We start from the raw sequence: 18,494 nt of genomic DNA on the forward strand, positions 1-18,494 counted from the left end.
GACCTCAAGACGCGCGAGAACCTGGTGGCGCAGATGCGTTCGTCTGCCGTCGCGGCCCTGGAGACCGCGCACCGCCAGCGCGCGCAGGAGGACGCGGCGGTCGACGCCGTGCTGCGGCTGCTGCGGCGTCTCGCGGAGGACCTCCAGGCCGCCGACGCGCTGAGCGACCCGTTGCGCGAGCACCTGCGCCTGGCGGGCATGGACGCCGGCCTGGCTCCGGAGGTGCCGCAGGTCCCGGCCGCCGAGGCAGGCGTCACGACGGCGTCGGTGCGGGCCAAGCCGGACCCCGAGGCGGGGCCGCTGCCGATCGAACGCCGGGTGCCGCCGGCCGCCGCGACCGAGGACGTGCTGGCCTCGCTGTCGTCGGTGGTCGACCAGACGACGGGCATCGCTTCCCTGGCACGCCAACGGGGTGCGCTCGCCCTGTCGCTGCACGAGCAGGCGCTGGCGCTCGACTCGCAGCAGCGCGAGGTGGAGTCGTTGCGGCAGAAGGCCCGCGACGCCCAGCTCGGCGCGACCGAGGCGACGTCGTTGCGCAACCAGGAGATGCAGGAGCTGGCCGAGGTCGTGCAGGCCTGGCTGGAGCAGGTCGAGGTGTGGACGTCCAGCGGCCCGCTGCTCGACGAACGCCCGTCCGACGCTCTGAAGCTGCCGCGGACCGCGGACCCGGCGGCCGCCGCGAAGCTGGGCGCGACGGCCCGCGAGTGGGTCGGTCCTCTGGTGCGGGCCGCCAGGGACGCGGCGCACGCGTTCACGCGGCAGCGCGCCGATCTGCGGGGCCGTCTCGACGCGCTGGACGAGGAGCTCATCGGTCTGCGGTCCGGTGACGAACGGGTGCCGGTGCCCGGCCGGTACACCTCGGCGGACCGGGACCCGGCCGCCGGCGCGCCCTTCTACCGGCTGGTGGACTTCGCGCCGGCGCTGACCGACGGCGAACGGGCGGGGCTGGAGGCAGCGCTGCAGGCCAGCGGGCTGCTGGACGCCTGGGTGACGCTCGCCGACACCGAGCTGAACGACGTGCTGGCGGTCGCGAGCTCCCCGGTCGGTGGCCGCACCCTCGCGGACGTGCTCGTGCCCGCGGTCGAGGGGTCTCCGGTACCGGAGGGGTTCGTCGCGGACCTGCTGCGCGCGGTGTCGCTGGACGACCGGGACACGTTGAGCCTCACCACGGACGGCGTGTGGCGCTCCGGCGTGCTGACCGGCCGCTGGACCAAGCCCGAGGCCGAGTTCATCGGCGCCGGTGCGCGGGAGGCCGCGCGCGGACGCCGGATCGCCGCGCTGGAGGAGGAGCTCTCCGACCTGCGGGGCCGGCTCGGCACCGCCGAGGACGAGCTGGCGCGCGCCCACGAGCACGTCGCCACGTGGGAGGCGCACGTCGCGGCGTTCCCCGGCGACGGCGAGCTGATCGCGAAGCACAGCCGCGTCCAGGCCGCCGAGGAGTCCGCAGCACGGTCCCAGCAGCGCACGTTCGAGCTGCGGGAGGCGTTGGAGAACGCCCAGTCGCGTCTCGAGGCGGCGCGCGGCGAGCTGACCCGGCAGGCGGGCGACGCCGGGCTGCCGGCGGACACCGAGGCGCTGCGCCAGGCCCAGGCGGCGGCCTCGGAGGCCCAGCGGACGGCCGACCTGCTCGGCGACGCGGTGAAGAGGCGGTGCCAGGGCACTATCTCCGACCTCGCCGACGCCTCGCACCGCTACCACGAGGCCGTCGCGGACCGGCAGACCGCCGAGGCCGACGCCGACAGCCGGTGCGTCGACCACGCGTCCCAGGCCGGGACCCTCGCCGAGCTGACCGACGCGGTCGGCGGTGAGGCCAAGGAGATCAGCGAGCAGCTCACGTCGCTGGAGAGGTCGCGCAGGAGGATGCGCGAGGACCTCAAGGGCGTGCGGGAGAGCATCACGACCGCCCGTGAGCAGGCGGCGAAGCTGGAAGCGTTGCTGGAGACCAACTCCGCGCAGGTCGCCGAGTCCGAGGAGGCCCTGGGACGGGCGTCCGCGAACTTCCAGGCGACCGTGCGGGCACCGGGTCTGCTCGCGGCGGCGTTCCCCGAGGTGCCGGAGGAAGCCCTGGTGCGCCAGGCCATCGCGGACGCGGGCGACCGGCGCGGCGGCACCGAGGCGACCGTGATCGCGAAGCTCCAGGCGTTGCAGACCTCGCTGGCCGGCAGCCACGACATCGCCGCCGAGCAGCACGCGGGCCTGCTGACCGTGACGGTGACCGGCGAGGAGGGCGCGAAGCCCGTCGCCGTCGCCGCCCGCCAGGTGACGGCGAAGCTGGCCGAGCAGCGCGGGTTCCTCGACGAGCAGTACCAGGGGATCTTCGCCGACTACCTGATCCGCGACCTGGCCGAGTGGCTGCGCGGGCAGATCACCGTCGCCGAGGACCTCACCAAGCGGATGAACGAGGTGCTCGGCCAGGCCCGGTCCAGCCAGGGCGTGCACGTGAAGCTGTCGTGGAAGTCGTCCGGCGCGCTCGACGACCAGACGCGCCAGGCGCTCGCGCTCGTGCGGTTGCCGTTCGGCGAACGCACCCCCGAGCAGGACGCCACACTGCGCCGCGTCTTCACCGAGCGCATCGAGAACGAACGCGACACGCACTCCGGTGGCTACGCCGAGATCCTGTCTCGGGCGCTCGACTACCGGACGTGGCACCAGTTCACGGTGACCGTCGCGGACACCGGTCCCGACGGCAACCCGCGCGAACGGCGGCTGCGCCAGCTGTCGTCCGGTGAGACGCGGCTGATCTCGTACGTGACGCTGTTCGCGGCCGCGGCGAGCTTCTACGACGCGGTGAGCGACGAGTTCGACCCGCTGCGGCTGGTGCTGCTCGACGAGGCCTTCGAACGGCTCGACGACCCGACGATCGCGCGCATGCTCGGTCTGCTGGTCGACCTCGACATGGACTGGGTGATCACCTGGCCGTCCGGCTGGGGCGTGTCCGACAAGATCCCGCGCATGCACATCTTCGACGTGCTGCGGCCGAAGAACGGCCGTGGCGTCGCGTGCACGCAGACGACGTGGGACGGCGCGGCGCTGGATCGGATCGACCCGTGAACCTCGACTCCCCTGAGCTGGCCGAGCTCTGGCGCCTCGCCCGCGAGACGATGGAGGGCGGCGGCCGGTCGGCGTTCAGCTTCCGCGTCGAGGACGAACGCACCGCCACCGCGCTGGGTGAGCTGCTGCGCAAGCCGATCGCCCACCCGGCACGCCGGCAGATCTCGTTGGCTCGTCTGGACGAACACGTCCGCGCGCACGGCAGCACGTTGCCCGAGGTCCTGGAATCGGTGCACGGCAAGCCGATCGGCATGGCGTCCGCGGAAGAGGCCTCCACCGCGGACGCCGTGCTGAAGTTCGCGCTGCGCGAGCACGGTCTGCTCAACGAGCCGTGGACGGCCGAGTGGATCGAGCACGTCCGCCGGTACGGCAAGATCCCGCAGCCCGCGCTGCCGATGATCGCGAACCAGGCCGCGGCGGTCCTCGCCCGGTTGAGCCGCGCACCGCGCCGCTGGACGACCCGGTTCGCGTTGGCGGGCAACGACCTCGACGACGGCCGCCCGCTCACCCGCGTCGTCGGCAAGGCGTTGCAGCTCGCCGGCACCGACTGGGAACGCTCGGGCGTGCTGCCCGACGCCTACGGCAACCCGGTGCTGACCTCGCAGGGCTACCTGACGCTGAACGACTCGCTGGCGGCGCGGGAGGTCACCGTCGTCCGCAGCCCGCGGCTGCTGGAGTCCGGCGTGCCCGGCCCGTTGGTGGTGCTCCCGAACGGCCTGACGCCGCAGGCGAAGCACCACCTCGACGGCAAGACCGTCCGGTGCCACCACGACTTCACGCCCGAGGGCGTCCGCGTCACGAACGAGGTCCTCGCCTGGACGGGCGGGTCGGCGTGGCGGATGTCGGCGGCCGACTACCGGGAAGCCGTCGCCACCCTGATCGCGCGCGGCGTCGAGCTGCCGACGTTGAACACCCGGCCGGAGCCCGCGAGCTGGGACCCCGACCTGGCCGGCACCATGGCGACCACCGGTCTCATCGTCACCGAGGAGCACGTCCTGCCGTCACTGCTGTGACGTCTCCGGGGGCGCGTACCGCTTCACGTCCCAGCGGTCGTGGCCCTCCATCAGCTTGCGCCCGATCCGCCGCAGGTCGGCGAGGTCGCGTTCGCTCAGCAGCTCGGTGAACTCCTCGGCCAGCGACGCCCGGTAGACCCGCGCCGTCGTGCCCGTGCACATCCGCTCGCCTTCGGGAGTGAGCACGGCGATGACCAGCCGCCGGTTGTCCGCCGGCTGTTCCCTGCCGACCCAGCCGCGCTTGACCAGCCGTTCGACCAGGCGCGTGACGCCGGACGGGCTGACGTCGAGCAGCTCGACCAGCTCGGACATCTGCAGCCGCCCGCCGTTGTGGTGCAGCTGGTAGAGCGCCACGTGCTCCAGCAGCGAGCACCCGGCCTCGGCCTCCATGCGCCGCCCGAGCGCGGCCTTCACGGCGTCCACGCCCTGCTGCGCGTACAGCCACGAGTAGATCGGCTCCGTCACCCGGCCATCCTAAAACAGGTTTGACGACGGGACGTTTTCATACTCAAATGTTGAGTATGAAAACCTCACCGGACGTCACCGTCGTCGGCGCGGGCCCCGTCGGCCTCCTGCTGGCGTGCGAGCTGGCTCTCCAGGGCGTCCGCACCACCGTGCTCGAACGCCTCACCGCGCGGTCCGGCACCATCAAGGCCCAGATGATCAGCGGCCTCACCCGGCAGATGCTCGGCATGCGCGGCCTCGGTCCCGCGGTCGACGCCGCGAGCGAGCGCGAAGCCGCCGGGCTCTCGTGGCGCCCCACCGGTTCCACCGGTCACTTCGCCGGACTGTTCAAACTGGACGGTCTGCCGCTCGTGATGCTGTCCCAGCAGGCGTTGGAACACATCCTCGAAACCCGCGCCGTCGAACTCGGCGTCGAGATCCGCCGCGGTGTCGGGGTGACGGACCTCGACCTCGGTTCGGAGTACGTCGTCGGCTGCGACGGCGGCCGCAGCACCGTCCGCGGGCTCGCCGGCTTCGACTTCCCCGGCACCGGCCCGACCCTGACCGGCTACCAGGCCGTCGTCGACCTGGACGGCGACGTCCCGCACGGCTGGCACCGCACCCCGACCGGCATCCACGCGTTCGGCCCGCTGAAGGGCCGGATCATGCTCATCGAGTTCGACGGCCCGCCGGCGAGCCGCGACGTCTCCCGCGCTGGCCTGGAAGCCGCCCTGCGCCGGGTGAGCGGGCTCGACGTCCGGATCACCCGCGTCCACACCGCCACCACCTGGACCGACAACACCCGCCAGGCCACCACCTACCGCCGCGGCAGCGTCCTGCTCGCGGGCGACGCCGCGCACGTCCACTCGCCGTTCGGCGGCCAGGGACTCAACCTCGGCCTGCAGGACGCGGTCAACCTCGGCTGGAAGCTCGCCACCGGCGACTCCGCCCTGATCGACACCTACACCGCCGAACGCCACCCGGTCGCCGACCGCGTCCTGCGCAACACCCTCGCCCAGGTCGCGCTGACCCGCCCGGACCCGCGGTCGCGCGAGCTGCACTCGCTGGTCAGCGACCTGCTCGACCTGCCGGAGGTGAAGGCCCGGATCTCCGCGATGGTGCAGGGCACCGACATCCGCTACGACACCGGCTGCTCCCACCCGCGCGCGGGCACGTTCGTCGCGGGCCTGGACCTGTCCGACGGCAAGGGCGCTGTCACCGTGGTCGACGGTCTGGAGGCGGTCGTCCGTCCCGACGGTTACATCTCGCACATCGGCGAATGAGCGTGTTCGCCTGCGTCGGCCGGACGTCCTCGCCAAGATGGGGCGCATGAAACCGCACCACTGGCCGCTCGTCGCACTAGGCGTGTCCGCAGCCGCCGCGATCGCCTTCGTGGTCGTCGTGGGCGCGGGGTCGCCCGCCGCGAACATGGGGGTCATCCTCGGCGTTCCGCTGGTCGTGACGTACCTGGCGCACCTCGCGTCGAAGCGCGCGCCGGGCAAGGTGCTGTTCGAGTTCCGCGTCGACCCGCGGCCCAGCTGGTACAACGACGCCGTCGAGGTCACCGGGAACGGCCTGGAGATCACGGCCAACTCCGGCGGCGGCCGGATGGCGTCCAGCGGGCCGCGGAAGATCACCTACGGTTTCACCGACCTGCTCGGTATCAGCACGCGGCCGGCGGTGGCCGGTGAGGCGCCGTGGATCACGCTGACCGACGGCCGCGGGCTTCCCGTGCCGGCCGGGGACGTCGTGGTGCTGCGGACGACGTCGGGCGAGCAGGTGCTGCCGGTCGACGAGCCGCAGAAGTTCGTTTCCCTCGTGCGGTCCCGGGTTCCGGGCCTCGCCGAGGTCCACTCCGGAGCCGTGGTCGCGGACAGCAACGAGGTCGGCGACGCTCCTCCCCCTGTCGGAGAACGCACCACTCCAGTTCAGGGACCGGCCGTGTCACCCAGTGGACCTCCGCTCGCGGTGCGGTGGCTGGTCGGCGCGGCACTGGCGTTGGCCGGAACCGTGGTGCTGCCGGTGGTCGCGCTGCTCGCGACTGCCGGTGTTCCGCGGATCGGGCTGGCGGCACCGGTCATCGCGGGTGTGGTGTGGGTGCTGAACCGGAACGTGCCCCGCGTCTGGGGCAGGGTGGCGTTCCTCGCGGTGCCGGTCAGCGTGTTCTGGCTGCTCGGCAAGGGCGGCTACGCCTGGATCGCCGTCCTGGTCCTGTGCCCGGTGCTGGGGTTCCTCGGCGGTCGGATGTTCCGGCTGGGCGCCGACCTGGGCCGGAGCGTCGAGGTGCGGGTGCCGTTGCGCGATGGCGGGTCGCTGTACGTGCAGCGGGACAGGTTGGTGCACAAGCTGAACAAGTCGCACGAGGGCGGCATCCACCCGCGCGCGATGTGGCTGGGGGATCTCACGCTGGTGCAGCCGGGCACCTCGCCCGACCTCCAGGCGTGGCCCGTTCCCGGTGGGATCAAGATGCCCGTCGGCAGGAGTCCGATGCTGCGCCTGGTCGCGCGGCCACAGCAGTGGATCCTGCCCGTGGCGCAACCGGGCGAACTCGCGGAGCTGATCCGGTCGCGCCAGGGCTCACCGGCGCGGCCCGAGCAGATGTCGGTCGAGGAGTGGCGCGCACTGCAGGGGTGGGCCGTGCGGCGGACCACCGGGACGAACCGGGGCAACTACACGACCTCGGGCATCGGCTGGCGGCTGTTCGCCGCGGCGTTCACCGGCAGCTTCGCCCTGATGTTCCTCACCCTCGGCCTGTGGGGCGGGGCGCTGGTCACCGTGCCGCTGACCCTGGGACTGCTGGCCGACTGGTGGCGGGTCAGGAACCGGATGCGCCTGGCCGAGCACCACGTGCTGCCGCCGGGCAGCCGGGACTGGGGCGAAGTCCGTCCGGACCACGCCCCGCTTCCCGGCTGGCAGCCCTACCGCTGAGGCGGGTCGGGCAGGTCGAGGCTCCCGACCATCCTCGGCGGGTTCGCCGACGACGTGACCTGGTAGTCGCTGTCGTGCGGGTCGTTGACGTTGTTCGGCCCGCCGTCACCGGGGATCCGGCTCGCCCGCTCTGAGCCCCAGCCGCCCTGGTACGGGTTGTCGACGTTGGCGCGCGTGGTCGTGCCCTCCGGCGAGACGAAGGTGTGGCCCTGGGTGTTGGACCCGGCGGTGTACTGGCCGTCGGGTGACGTGCCGGTGTCCCAGGTCGAGGACAGGCCCTCGTGCCGGTTGCTCATCCCGCCGACCGCGCCGCCGACCGCGCCGGAGGTGCCGCCGGACAGGATCGCCGAGCCGAAGTCGTCCAGACCGACCTTGCCGTGCGCGAGGTTGTTCAGGACGTTGCCGCCCGCGCCCGCGACGGCGCCTTCCACCGCGCCCCGGCCGGCGGCCTGGACGAAGTTGCTGGTCGTGTTGCCCAGCGCGGAGCTCCCCGCGCCGACCAGGCCACCCGCGACACCGGCGGCGACACCCGCGATGCCCGCGTCGACCGTCTTGCCGACGTCCCACGACTTCCGCTCGCCCGTGGCGAACTGGAGGGTCTGGATGGCGACGTCCACGCCGACGTTGATCGCCAGGTTGATGACGATCTGCTTGAGCAGCTGCTGGAAGATCATCTGCACGGTGATGCGGGTCGCCGCCTGCGCGATCGGGACGCCCGCCGTGGACGCGCCGAACGTCGCCACCGCCGACGCGATCATCGCGGCGATCTGCGCCGCCAGGATGATCAGGGCGGCGATGATGCTCAGCTTCGTGTACTCGATGCCCAGCGCGGCGTTGTCGCAGCCCGCCGCCAGGTCCGTGCAGATCTGCTGGAGGTTGACCAGGTAGGCGTCGCCCTCGGTGTACTTCTGCCAGTACTCCTTGAACTTCTCCGCGGTCTGGCCGCTCATGCAGCCCAGCGCGGCCGAGGACGCGCCGTTGCCGTCGGAGAGCACGTCACCGACGGACTTGGCGGCGGCCTCCCACGCGTCGCGCATGGCGCGCAGCTTGGTCTCGTCGCCCTCCGGCCACGACGCGCCGACGACGATCGGCGTGAGCCACTGGACGGCGCCCGGGATCTCGATGCCCATGAGTCAGTTGCCTCCCAACGACCGGGCGCTGCCCTGGTCGACGGCTTCCCACGTGTCGGCGGAGGCGTCGAGACCCTCGCGGATCGAGTGGATGCCCTCCACGAGTGCCGGGAACGCCTGGGACGCCGTCTCCGCGATGGGCAGGTACGTCTTCGCGAACTCCTTGCCCGCGTCGTCGCCGCCCCAGCAACCGTTGTTGGCGTCGAGGACGCCGCGCAGGGTGTCGAAGGCGGTCTGCAGCTTGTCGCCCGCCGCCGAGAACTTCGGCGAGGCCGAGCGCAGCGCTGTCGGGTCTACCTCGAAGCTCGTCACCACTGGCCTCCTCGACGGTCCATGAAGGACTCCGGCGGCTCGTCGTCGTCACGCCGCTGCGGCTGCGGTGGCGCCGGCGGCGGGGTGAACGACTGCGGGACGGGCGGCGGCGCCGGGATGAGGTCCTTGATCGACGGCATGCCCGGGAACAGGTCCGGCAGGTCGGGCAGGCCCTCCTGGTACGGCGCGAGGACGGCGTCGGCCTGCTCGCGCGCCGCGAGGGCGGCTTTCTGGATGGTCGCGACGACGCTCTGGCCCAGCTTCTCCGGGGTGCTGCGGTCGAACGCCGACGGCGCGAACGTGACGCCGGTGACGATGCCACCGGCGTTCACCGTGACCTCCACGAGGCCGTCCTGCGAGGTCGCACGGCCGACCTTGGACATCGCCTCGTTCTGCGCCTGCTTCAGCTCGGCGGTCTGCCGTTCGAGGTTCGCCAGCATCGAGTCGACCTGGCCGCGCAACGCCGCGTTGCGCGCCTCGAGCTCCGGGTTGTTCATGAGCCCCCTCGCGTTCGGTGTGATGTACGTGACCACGCCACTCGGCAAGAGGCTAATCGGCGCAACCGCGCCACGCCGTCGGTTCGGCGGAACTCACCCGGTGTAGTTCGCTCCTGACCAGCTCTGGAGCATCCGGAACGCGATGGACGCCCCGCCGGCCAGCCACAGCCCCGGCACGCTCCCTGGCTCCTCGATGGCCTTGCGGACGTCCGCCTTCGGCACCCACTTGGCCTCGGCGATCTCCCCGTCGGCGAGCAGCAGCGGCGCCGACGGGTCGGCCACCGCCTCGAAGCCGACCATCAGCGACCGGGGGAACGGCCACGGCTGCGAGCCGAGGTAGCGGATGTCGCGGACGGGCAGCCCGACCTCCTCGTGGATCTCCCGCGCCACGCACGCCTCCAGCGACTCGCCGGCCTCGACGAACCCGGCGAGCACCGAGAACCGGCCCTCCGGCCACTCGGGTCCGCGGGCCACCAGCACCTGGTCGGCGCCATCGTGCACCAGGCAGATCACCGCGGCGTCGGTGCGCGGGTACTCCTCGCGCCCGCACCCCGAGCACACCGAGGTCCAGCCGGACTTCTCCAGCACGGTCCTGGCGCCGCACTTGGCGCAGTACTTGCCGAGCCGGTGCCACTGGAACAACGCGGCGGCGGTCGTGAAGAGCCCCGCCCACACGTCGTCGAGTGTCGCGCCGGCCTGGCGCAGGTCCAGCCACTGCGGTTCGTCGGTGTGCTCCGGCGGGCCCCAGGCTCGTGCGGGCGGCACCTCCTCGCCGTCCTCCGCCGGCATCAGCACGGCGAAGTACGCCACGCCGTCCTGCTCGCCCAGCAGGACGGCGTTCACGGGCGGCTGGTCGCCGAACTCGGTGGCCGGGCGGTCGACCACCCGCGTGCCGCGGTCGGCGACCAGGGTGCGGCCGCGCGTGTCGACGACCAGGACGCGTGCCTTGGGCCAGAGCGCGGCGAGCGCGGAATCGTTGCCGCGCAACGGCTCGTTGCGGTCCACCGCGGTCCGCGACAGCGCGGGCAGACCGACCAGGTCGAAGGTCACTGGAACGAGACCCCGCCCAGCGCGGACAGCTTCGGCTTGAGCTGCTCGGCGTCACCGACGAGCACACCGGTGAAGTTGCCGGGCGCGAAGAACTCCAGCGCCGCCGCCGCGACCTGCTCCGGCGTCACGGCCTGGAGCCGCTGCGGGTGCGCCACCAGCCAGTCGATGCCCAGGCCGAGGGCGACGATGTTCACGACGAACGACGCCAGGCCGGACTGCGAGGACGTGGAGGTGAGCAGCGTGCCGATCGCGTAGCTGCGGGCGATGTCCACTTCGGACTGCGACGGCGGGACCATGCCCAGCCGCGCCAGCTCGTAGCGGGTCTCCAGCAGCGCCGCCGCCGTCACGTCCGACGCCGTGTCCGCGTCGATGAGCAGCGTGGCGCCGTGGATGGTGAACTCGGGGTGCGAGCGGGCGCTGTAGGTGTAGCCCTTGTCCTCGCGGATGTTCTCGACCAGGCGCGACGAGAAGAACCCGCCGTAGACGAGGTTCGCGAGCTGCAGCGCCGGGTAGCGCTCGTCGGTGCGCGGGATGGCCTGCGCGGCGAGCCGGATCTGCGACTGCACGGCACCGGCGCGGTGCACCAGCAGCACGTCACCACCTTCGACGGCGGGCAGCGGCGGCAGCTGGACGGCCTCGCCCTCGCCCTGCCACGCGCCGAGCGTCTCGCCGATGCGCGCGACGGCCTCGGCCGGCTCGACGTCGCCGACGACCACGAGGACCGAGCCGCGCGGCAGCAACGCCTTGGCGTGCAACGCGGCGACGTCCTCGCGGGAGACGGCGGCGACCTCGTCGGCCTCCGGCATCTCCTTGGCGTACGGGTGGTCGCCGTAGAGCCTCTTCTGCAGCGCCTCGCGCGCGATGACGCTCGGCTGCGAGCGGGCGATGGTGATGCGCTCGACGAGGCGGCCGCGTTCGCGCTCGACCTCGTCGGCCGGGTAGGAGGCGTTCGTCAGCACGTCGGCCAGCACGTCGAGCACGGTGCCGAGGCCGCTGGCCAGCGCGTTGCCGGTGAAGCTCAGGCGCTCCGGGTCGACCACGGCGTCGAGCTCGCCGCCGACCAGCGCCAGCTCGGTGTCGATCTGCACGCGCGAACGCGACTCCGTGCCGGTGAGCACGGTGTTCGCCAGGATCTCCGCGACCGCGGAGTGCTGCGAGCCGGTGCCCGAGGCGGCCGGGTCCGCGAACGGGACGCGCAGCCGCACCTCGACCATCGGCACGGTGGCGCGCTTGACGGCGATGACGCGCAGGCCGTTGGGCAGCACCTCGTCCACAGAGGACAGCTCGGCGGCCGCCTTCTGCGAGCCCAGCTCCGGCAGCGGGCGCGCGCCGGTGGTGGTGCGACCGATCTCCTCGGCGGTGCGGTGGGTCTTTGCCGAGGTCACTGGGCTCCTCCGGTGGGCTTGACGAGAAGAAGGGCGCGGGCGTCGGGACGCAGCGCCTTGGCGGCGGCGGACACCTCGTCCACGGTCACGGACGCGATGCGCTCGGGCAGTTCGTAGATCAGCTCGGCGCGGCCGAACAGCAGCTCCGCGGAGCCGAGGCCCAGCGTGCGGTTCGTGAGCCGGTCGTGCTCCTTGTGCATGGTCGACACCCAGCGGGCCGTCACCTTGGCGAGCTCCTCGGCCGACGGCGGCTCCTGCGCGAGCTTCTGGAGCTCCTCGTCGATGGCCGCGACGACCTGGTCGGGCGAGACCTCGGCGGTGTGGATGGCGGTGATGCTGAACGTGTCCGGGTCGCGGGCCTCCAGCGGCCCGAACAGGCCGCAGCCCGCGTTCAGGTCGATCACGATGCCCTCGCGGTGCACGAGCCGCTGCTGCAGGCGCGAGCTGTCGCCGTCGGTCAGCACGCCGGCGAGCACCAGGTAGGCGAGGTAGCCGTCGATGTCGGTGGTCGGGTCCGGCACGCGGTAGCCGATCGCGATCGCGGGCAGCGGGGCCAGCGCGTCGCCGTGCTCGTGGCGCACCTCGCCCTGCGGGGCGGGCTCGGCGAACGAGGGGCGCTCGGGCTTCGGCCGTGCGGGCACGTCGCCGAAGTGCTTGTCCACCAACGCCTTCGTGGCCTCGACGTCGAGGTCGCCGGCGACGGTCAGCACGGCGTTGGACGGCGAGTAGTACGTGTCGAAGAACTCCGCGCAGTCGTCGACCGTGGCGCTCTCCAGGTCGACGAAGTCGCCGTAGCCGTTGTGCGCGTTGGCGAACGTCTTGAACAGCACCGGCGGCAGGAGGATCCAGGGGAACCCGCCGTACGGGCGGTTCAGCACGTTGAGCCGGATCTCCTCCTTCACCACGTCGATCTGGTTGCGGAGGTTCTCCTCGGTGAGCTTCGGCGCCCGCATGCGGTCGGCCTCGAGGAACAGCGCCCGCTCCAGGGCCGCGCTCGGCAGCACCTGGTAGTAGTCGGTGTAGTCCGGGTGCGTGGACCCGTTGAACGTGCCGCCCGACGACTGCACGTGCCGGAAGTGGGCCAGCTTCTCCAGGCTCTCGCTGCCCTGGAACATCAGGTGCTCGAAGAGGTGCGCGAACCCGGTGCGCCCCTCCGGCTCGGAACGGAAGCCGACGTCGTAGTGCACGCTGACGCCGACGACCGGTGCGCTGGCGTCGGGGGCGAGCACCACCCGCAGGCCGTTGGGCAGCGTGAACCTGTGCAGTTCGGGTGAGGCCATGCGGCAAGCCTACGGGTTCGGCGCCCGGAGCGATCGCAGGTGGCCCGCCTGGGCGAGCACCCCGTCGAGCGCCCCGAGGAACGCCGGGAAGCTGCGCCGGAAGTCGGTGCTGGTTCCCGAGTTGCCGTACCAGTAGAGGTCCTGCTGACCGAACGCGGCGAGCCAGCGCTCGGTCTCGCCGAGCACCACCGCGTAGGGCAGCGAGCGGGAGAACACCAGCTCGCGGTCGTCCTCGGGAACGTCGGCCGGCGTCACCCCGTGGAGGTAACCGCGCAACCCCCGGACGTGTTCCAGCAGCTCGCTGCCGCGCTTCGTGCGGGCGGGCATCGACCGCGCGCCGAACGCCAGCGCGACACCGCCGACGGCGACCGCGAGACCGAACAGCGCGCTGCCGATCGTCAGCGCCAGCACGACGGTCGCGACCAGGCCGAGCACCGCGAGCCCGATCCCGACCCACCAGAACAGGCTGCGCTCGGCATCGGGCCTGCGCACGAACCAGCGCTTCTCCACGACGTCCGCGTACAGCTCGTCGCGCACCCGCGCGAGGTCGACCTGGCGGCCGCGCAGCTGCGACACCGTCACGGCGTCGGCGCCCTGCGGCAGAAGGGCTTCGTAGACGGCCCTCTCGTACCCCGACAGCGAGGCGTCGGCGGGGTTGCGGCGCACGATCTGCCAGTCGTGGCCCTCCACCTCGGCGATCCACAGGTAGTTGCGGACGGCGAGGTCGATCACGGTGGCGGTCACGTCGACGACGTCCACGTGCTCGTCGACAACTGTGCCGACCTGGCCGGGCAGCACACCGTCGGGCGAGGCGAACGCGACGTGCCCGCTCGGGTCGCGGACCAGCACGGAGATCGCGCCGACCTCGCTCGCGAGCGCCGCGGCGTCGCGGCCGCGCAGGTACCAGAGCAGCGCGACGCCGCCGAGCAGCAGCACGAGCAGGCCGCCGAGCGCGACGGCGCTGACCGGGGTCAGGGCGAACGCGGCGGCGAGGCCCGACTGCTCGACCACGACGGCGTTGGGCGGCACGACCCCGGCGGCCAGTCCGATGGCGACGTCCACGCGTTCGCCGGGGGCGAGCTTGATCTCCTGCGCCCGCACGCCCTTGCCGTCGGCGAGGTCCGCGCTCGTGCACGGCTGCGACGAGCCGACCGGCCCGGCGAGGCAGTTGACCGACGTCGGGGAGTCGGGGGCGGAGAACGAGACGGCGACCTTGTCGAGCTCGGTGTCCCAGCCGCCCGCGACCTGCCAGCGCACCTCCAGCACGTCGCCGACCGGGGCGACCGCGCCGACGACGGTGTAGGTCAGGGTGGAGTCGCCGCCCTCGAAGGTGGTGGTGAACTCCTCGCCGCTGACGCCTGCGCTGCCCTTGCCCTCGATCTTGGCGTCGGTCACCTGGTACTGGCGCTCGAGGTCGTTGCCGACGGCGAGTCGCAAGGGGACTGTCCTCTTGACCGTCCTGCCGTCCGGCACGTGCACGGTCTCGGTGACGGTGAGCTTGGCGTCGCGCTCCAGCTTCATCCGCACCTCGGTGCTGACGGTGCCGGGAAGGGGCTGCGCGAACGCGCCCGCGGCCGTCGCGTACGTCAGTGCGGCTGCTGCGAGGACCGCCACTCCCCAGTTCTTCGACACGGCTGCGGACAATAGCGGAGTCCTCATATGCTCCGGCGGACTTTCGTACAGACGCCAACTGGGGGATTTCCGGCGATGACACAACCACCGCCGCCGGGCAACTGGCCGCCGCCACGCCCGGTGGGGCCGCCGCCCGTGCCGTCACCGCCCCCGTACGGCCCGCCGCGCCCGGTGCAGGGACCGCCGCCCGGTGCGCGTCCGCCGATGGGGCCGCCACCTTTCGTCCAGGGACCACCTCCTGGCGTGCGTCCGATGGGTCCCCCTCCGCCTTACGGACCTCCACCCGGTTACGCGCCGCTGCCGCCGCCGCGTCCCGTGATGCCGCCACCCCAGCCGTCCTGGGGCCACCCGCAGCACGGCGGGTTCGCCCCGCACGGCGGGTTCGCGCCCCCGCCGCACCCGGTCATGCCTCCCCGCCGCAGGAGCGCCGGCCCGGTCCTGGCCCTCGTGCTCGGTGGCGTAGTGGTCCTCGGCCTCGGCGCGGTGGGCGTGTTCGCCGCGACGCTGAACAGCAAGGTCAAGGACACGGGCTACTCCAGCTACACGACCTACAGCCCGACGTACGCACCGACCAGGGCGACCACCACCGCGCCGCCCACACGCACGTCGTCGACCCGGACCCAGAGCACGCAGCCGACGCCCGTGGGACCGAAAGCCGTCTACAAGCTCGCCGATCACCCGGTCTTCGCGACGAACATCGGCGCGAACGACTTCGCGTCGTGCCCGCTGCCGACCATGGAGTACTCGCCGGCGGGTGAGCAGCGGTTCCTCGCGGCGGCGCTGCCGTGCATCGAGAAGGCGTGGCAGCCGGCGTTGAAGGCGGCGAACCTGCCGTACCAGCCGGCCGAGCTGCAGGTGTTCACCGGCACGACGCAGACGCCGTGCGGCTCGCGGCAGGCGAACACGACGGCGATGTTCTGCAAGGGCGTCATCTACTGGCCGGGCGGTTTCTACGCGAGCGAGCAGAACGGCCTGCGCCACCCCGGCGTCTACCTGGGCCAGCTCAGCCACGAGTACGGCCACCACCTCCAGTGGCTGACCGGCATGCTGCGCGCGGCCGACCAGGCCCAGTACGACGCGGGCGGGTTCGACTCGCCGAAGGGCCTGGAGCTCAACCGCAGGCTGGAGCTGCAGGCCACCTGCCTCGGCGGCATGACGCTGGCGCCGTTCTCGCACAAGAACGTCATCCCGCTGGACGTCGTGAACACCGGATTGCGTGACGCGAGCCAGCGCGGCGACTACAACCGGACACGAGACCACGGCAGTGCACCGAACAACGAGCGTTGGGTGATGCACGGCCACAAGCAGAACAACATCAAGGCCTGCAACACCTGGTCGGCGAGCCCCGCGGACGTCTCGTGAACCGATCCCCCGGCCCGCGCGTCCTACCTACGTGGACAGAACGCGTTAGCCCGGTCGGGGGACACGCGATCCCGGTCCGCCTATGCTCGTACTCGACCCAGGCTCACCTATGGGGGGATCCCAGGCGATGACGCAACCACCGCCGCCGGGCAGCTGGCCGCCGCCACGCCCGGTCGGCCCGCCACCGATGCCCGCACCACTGGGGCAGCGTCCGCCGCAGGGTCCGCCACCGCCTCCCCCGTACGGCATGCCGCCGCAGGGCCCGCCCCCGCAGCAGTACGCCCAGTACGGCCCGCCGCCGCCTCCGGGCCCGGTCATGCCGCCGCCGCACCCGGCCTGGGGCCCTCCGCCGCAGAACGGCTACGCGCCGTACCCGGTGATGCCGCCGCGCCGCAAGAGCAGCGGCCCGCTCATCGCCCTGATCCTCGGCGGCGTGGTCATCCTGGGCCTGGGCGCCGTGGGCGTGTTCGCGGCGACGCTGAACAGCAAGGTCAAGGACACGGGCTACTCGAACTACACGACGTACAGCCCGACGTTCACGCAGCCGACCACGACCGCCGAGAAGCCCGCGACCACCACGTCGCCGCGCCCGTCGCCGTCCCGCGCCCCCACGTCGCAACCGGCGCAGGTGGGCCCGAAGGCCGTGTACGCGCTGGCGGACCACCCGTTCCTCAGGCCGAACATCGGCGCGAACACGATCGGCGGCTGCCCGCTGCCGGCCATGGACTACTCCCCGGCGGGCCAGGACAAGTTCCTGCGAGCGGCCCTCCCGTGCATCGAGAGCATGTGGAAGCCGGCCCTGCAGGCCGCGAACCTGCCCTACCAGCCGGTCGAGCTGCACATCGTCACGGAGACCATGCAGTACCCGTGCGGCACGGTCCGCCCGGACCAGACCGCCCGCTACTGCCAGGGCGGCATCTACTGGACGGCGAACGCCTACGCCGCCGAACGCAACCCGAACAACCCGAACCACCCCGGCAAGTACCTGGGCCAGCTGTCCCACGAGTACGGCCACCACCTGCAGTGGCTCACCGGAATGCTCAAAGCGTCGGACCGCGCGCAGTACGACGCGGGAGGGTGGGATACTCCGAAGGGCCTCGACCTGAACCGCCGGATGGAGCTGCAAGCCACCTGTTTCGGAGGCATGACACTGGCCCCGCTCTCGCACGGCGCGGTGCCGATGGACGTCATCCGGGTGGGTCTGACCGACGCGGGCAACCGGGGCGACTACGACATCTACCCGACCAAGGACCACGGCACGCCGGAGAACAACGCGGCGTGGGTGGACCGCGGCTACAAGTCCAACAAGGCGTCGGACTGCAACACCTGGGCCGCCGACCCGGGATCGGTCTCCTAGAAAGGGCGAACGTGACCCAACCAGCCGCCAAGAACAACCCTGTCGTCCTCGGGTCAGTCTTCGTGCTGGTGGTCGCCTTCGTCCTGGGAATCGGCCAGCTGAGCCGCCCGAGACTCGTGACGGGCCACGCCCTGGCGAGCTCCCGCCCGGCCCCGTCGGCCTCGACGGACCCCTCCACCCCGATCCGCCCGAGAGCGGTCCACCGCCTGGCGGACCACCCGGTCCTGCTCACCCCGGCCTCGCTACAACCACAAACCTGCGCCCTACCGCCCTTCGGCGTCACGGACCAGCAACTGGCCGCCTACTACGCTGCCGGCGTCGACTGCCTGGACCAGGCCTGGGGCCCACTCCTGACAACGGCGAACCTCCCGTTCGACAAGCCGGTCCTGGACGCCTCGGCAGACCTGAAGGACGGCCCCTGCGGCGCGGCCCCGGAGTCGGACCACGCGGTGGCCTACTACTGCGGCCGCAACAGGACCATCTACATGCCCACCTCCCGCCTGCGCGACAACGGCGGCGGCGAGGCCCCGGCCACCCACCTGGCCACCCTGGCCCACGAGTACGGCCACCACGTCCAAGCCCTCACCGGCATGCTGAGGGCAGCGGACCTGAAGATCACCGAAGCGGGCGAGAGGACCCCGGCGGGCCTGGAGATGTCCCGCAGGATCGAACTGCAGGCGAACTGCTTCGCGGGAATGTTCCTGTCGAGCGCGGCAGGCAGGGGCTCGGTCCCCCAAAGCCTGGCCAGGCAGGCCCAGGAGGACTTCCAGTACGCGATAGAGGAGTCCCCGGAGAACAACGCCCACGGCTCAGCGGCAAACCAGGCCCAATGGGCAACAGCAGGCTTCAAGTCGAACTCAACCGCCTCCTGCAACACCTTCGCAGCACAACCACAACAGGTGAGCTGACAAACGCGAAGCCGAAGGCGAGCACTTTTGGCTTTTGCTCTTGGCTTTTGAGCGAAGCTCTCAGCGGTGGGTGCCCCGTCACGAGTCGCGCCACAGCTCTTGCTGCGCCTGAGGGGGTATGTCAAACGGCCACGCTTTTCGGCCG

15 protein-coding genes are annotated in these 18,494 nt (G+C 72.1%); 7 read left to right on the forward strand and 8 right to left on the reverse strand.

Annotated features, from left to right (window positions below):
* The coding region (locus VF330_RS05305) for an SbcC/MukB-like Walker B domain-containing protein (RefSeq protein WP_330850356.1) at positions 1-3,051 on the forward strand (3,051 nt) is incomplete at its 5' end.
* Complete coding sequence (locus VF330_RS05310) at positions 3,048-4,064, forward strand: DUF2399 domain-containing protein (RefSeq protein WP_330850357.1); 1,017 nt, start codon at positions 3,048-3,050, stop codon at positions 4,062-4,064. The genes VF330_RS05305 and VF330_RS05310, both read left to right, overlap by 4 nt.
* On the opposite strand, the gene VF330_RS05315 is transcribed toward VF330_RS05310, so the two are convergent.
* Positions 4,053-4,529 (reverse strand): MarR family winged helix-turn-helix transcriptional regulator, encoded by a 477-nt coding sequence (locus VF330_RS05315; protein WP_330850358.1) that lies wholly within the window; start codon positions 4,527-4,529, stop codon positions 4,053-4,055. The genes VF330_RS05310 and VF330_RS05315 overlap by 12 nt on opposite strands.
* A gap of 56 nt (positions 4,530-4,585) precedes the next feature.
* Here VF330_RS05315 and VF330_RS05320 point away from each other — a divergent pair, with 56 nt between their 5' ends.
* A complete protein-coding gene (locus VF330_RS05320; protein ID WP_330850359.1) occupies positions 4,586-5,791 on the forward strand; it encodes an FAD-dependent monooxygenase in 1,206 nt (401 codons plus the stop codon).
* Between the two features lie 46 nt (positions 5,792-5,837).
* Positions 5,838-7,436, forward strand: a complete 1,599-nt coding sequence (locus VF330_RS05325; RefSeq protein ID WP_330850360.1) for a hypothetical protein — start codon at positions 5,838-5,840, stop codon at positions 7,434-7,436.
* Here the strand turns inward: VF330_RS05325 and VF330_RS05330 are convergent.
* Genes VF330_RS05330 through VF330_RS05360 form a run of 7 tightly spaced genes read right to left on the reverse strand, consistent with a single transcriptional unit; the run spans position 7,427 to position 14,722 of the window.
* On the reverse strand, positions 7,427-8,566 hold the full coding sequence (locus VF330_RS05330; RefSeq protein ID WP_330850361.1) for a hypothetical protein: 1,140 nt from the start codon (positions 8,564-8,566) through the stop codon (positions 7,427-7,429). The two genes, VF330_RS05325 and VF330_RS05330, sit on opposite strands and share 10 nt — an antisense overlap.
* Before the next feature lie 3 nt (positions 8,567-8,569).
* Positions 8,570-8,878: a WXG100 family type VII secretion target gene (locus tag VF330_RS05335; RefSeq protein ID WP_330850362.1), complete on the reverse strand. Its 309-nt coding sequence runs from the start codon at positions 8,876-8,878 to the stop codon at positions 8,570-8,572.
* Positions 8,875-9,411 (reverse strand): YbaB/EbfC family nucleoid-associated protein, encoded by a 537-nt coding sequence (locus tag VF330_RS05340; RefSeq protein ID WP_330850363.1) that lies wholly within the window; start codon positions 9,409-9,411, stop codon positions 8,875-8,877. Before VF330_RS05340 ends, VF330_RS05335 begins: the two co-directional genes overlap by 4 nt.
* Positions 9,412-9,468: 57 nt before the next feature.
* Positions 9,469-10,425 carry an NAD(+) diphosphatase gene (gene nudC / locus VF330_RS05345; protein ID WP_330850364.1) on the reverse strand — a complete coding sequence of 319 codons (957 nt, stop codon included), beginning with the start codon at positions 10,423-10,425 and terminating at the stop codon, positions 9,469-9,471.
* A complete protein-coding gene (locus VF330_RS05350) occupies positions 10,422-11,810 on the reverse strand; it encodes a pitrilysin family protein (RefSeq protein WP_330850365.1) in 1,389 nt (462 codons plus the stop codon). The genes nudC and VF330_RS05350 overlap by 4 nt, the downstream gene beginning before the upstream one ends.
* Complete coding sequence (locus tag VF330_RS05355) at positions 11,807-13,090, reverse strand: pitrilysin family protein (RefSeq protein WP_330850366.1); 1,284 nt, start codon at positions 13,088-13,090, stop codon at positions 11,807-11,809. The genes VF330_RS05350 and VF330_RS05355 overlap by 4 nt, the downstream gene beginning before the upstream one ends.
* A gap of 9 nt (positions 13,091-13,099) precedes the next feature.
* Complete coding sequence (locus tag VF330_RS05360; RefSeq protein WP_330850367.1) at positions 13,100-14,722, reverse strand: DUF2207 domain-containing protein; 1,623 nt, start codon at positions 14,720-14,722, stop codon at positions 13,100-13,102.
* Positions 14,723-15,040: 318 nt separating this feature from the next.
* On the opposite strand from VF330_RS05360, the gene VF330_RS05365 reads away from it, so the two are divergent.
* The 3 genes from VF330_RS05365 to VF330_RS05375 all read left to right on the forward strand — a co-directional run bounded on the left by VF330_RS05365 (position 15,041) and on the right by VF330_RS05375 (position 18,349).
* Positions 15,041-16,084 (forward strand): neutral zinc metallopeptidase, encoded by a 1,044-nt coding sequence (locus VF330_RS05365; protein ID WP_330850368.1) that lies wholly within the window; start codon positions 15,041-15,043, stop codon positions 16,082-16,084.
* A gap of 127 nt (positions 16,085-16,211) precedes the next feature.
* Positions 16,212-17,441, forward strand: a complete 1,230-nt coding sequence (locus VF330_RS05370) for a neutral zinc metallopeptidase (RefSeq protein WP_330850369.1) — start codon at positions 16,212-16,214, stop codon at positions 17,439-17,441.
* A gap of 11 nt (positions 17,442-17,452) precedes the next feature.
* Positions 17,453-18,349: a neutral zinc metallopeptidase gene (locus tag VF330_RS05375; RefSeq protein WP_330850370.1), complete on the forward strand. Its 897-nt coding sequence runs from the start codon at positions 17,453-17,455 to the stop codon at positions 18,347-18,349.
* Positions 18,350-18,494 lie beyond the last annotated feature (145 nt).

The sequence above is a fragment of the Lentzea sp. genome, assembly GCF_036380075.1.
Classification (GTDB): Bacteria; Actinomycetota; Actinomycetes; order Mycobacteriales; family Pseudonocardiaceae; genus Lentzea.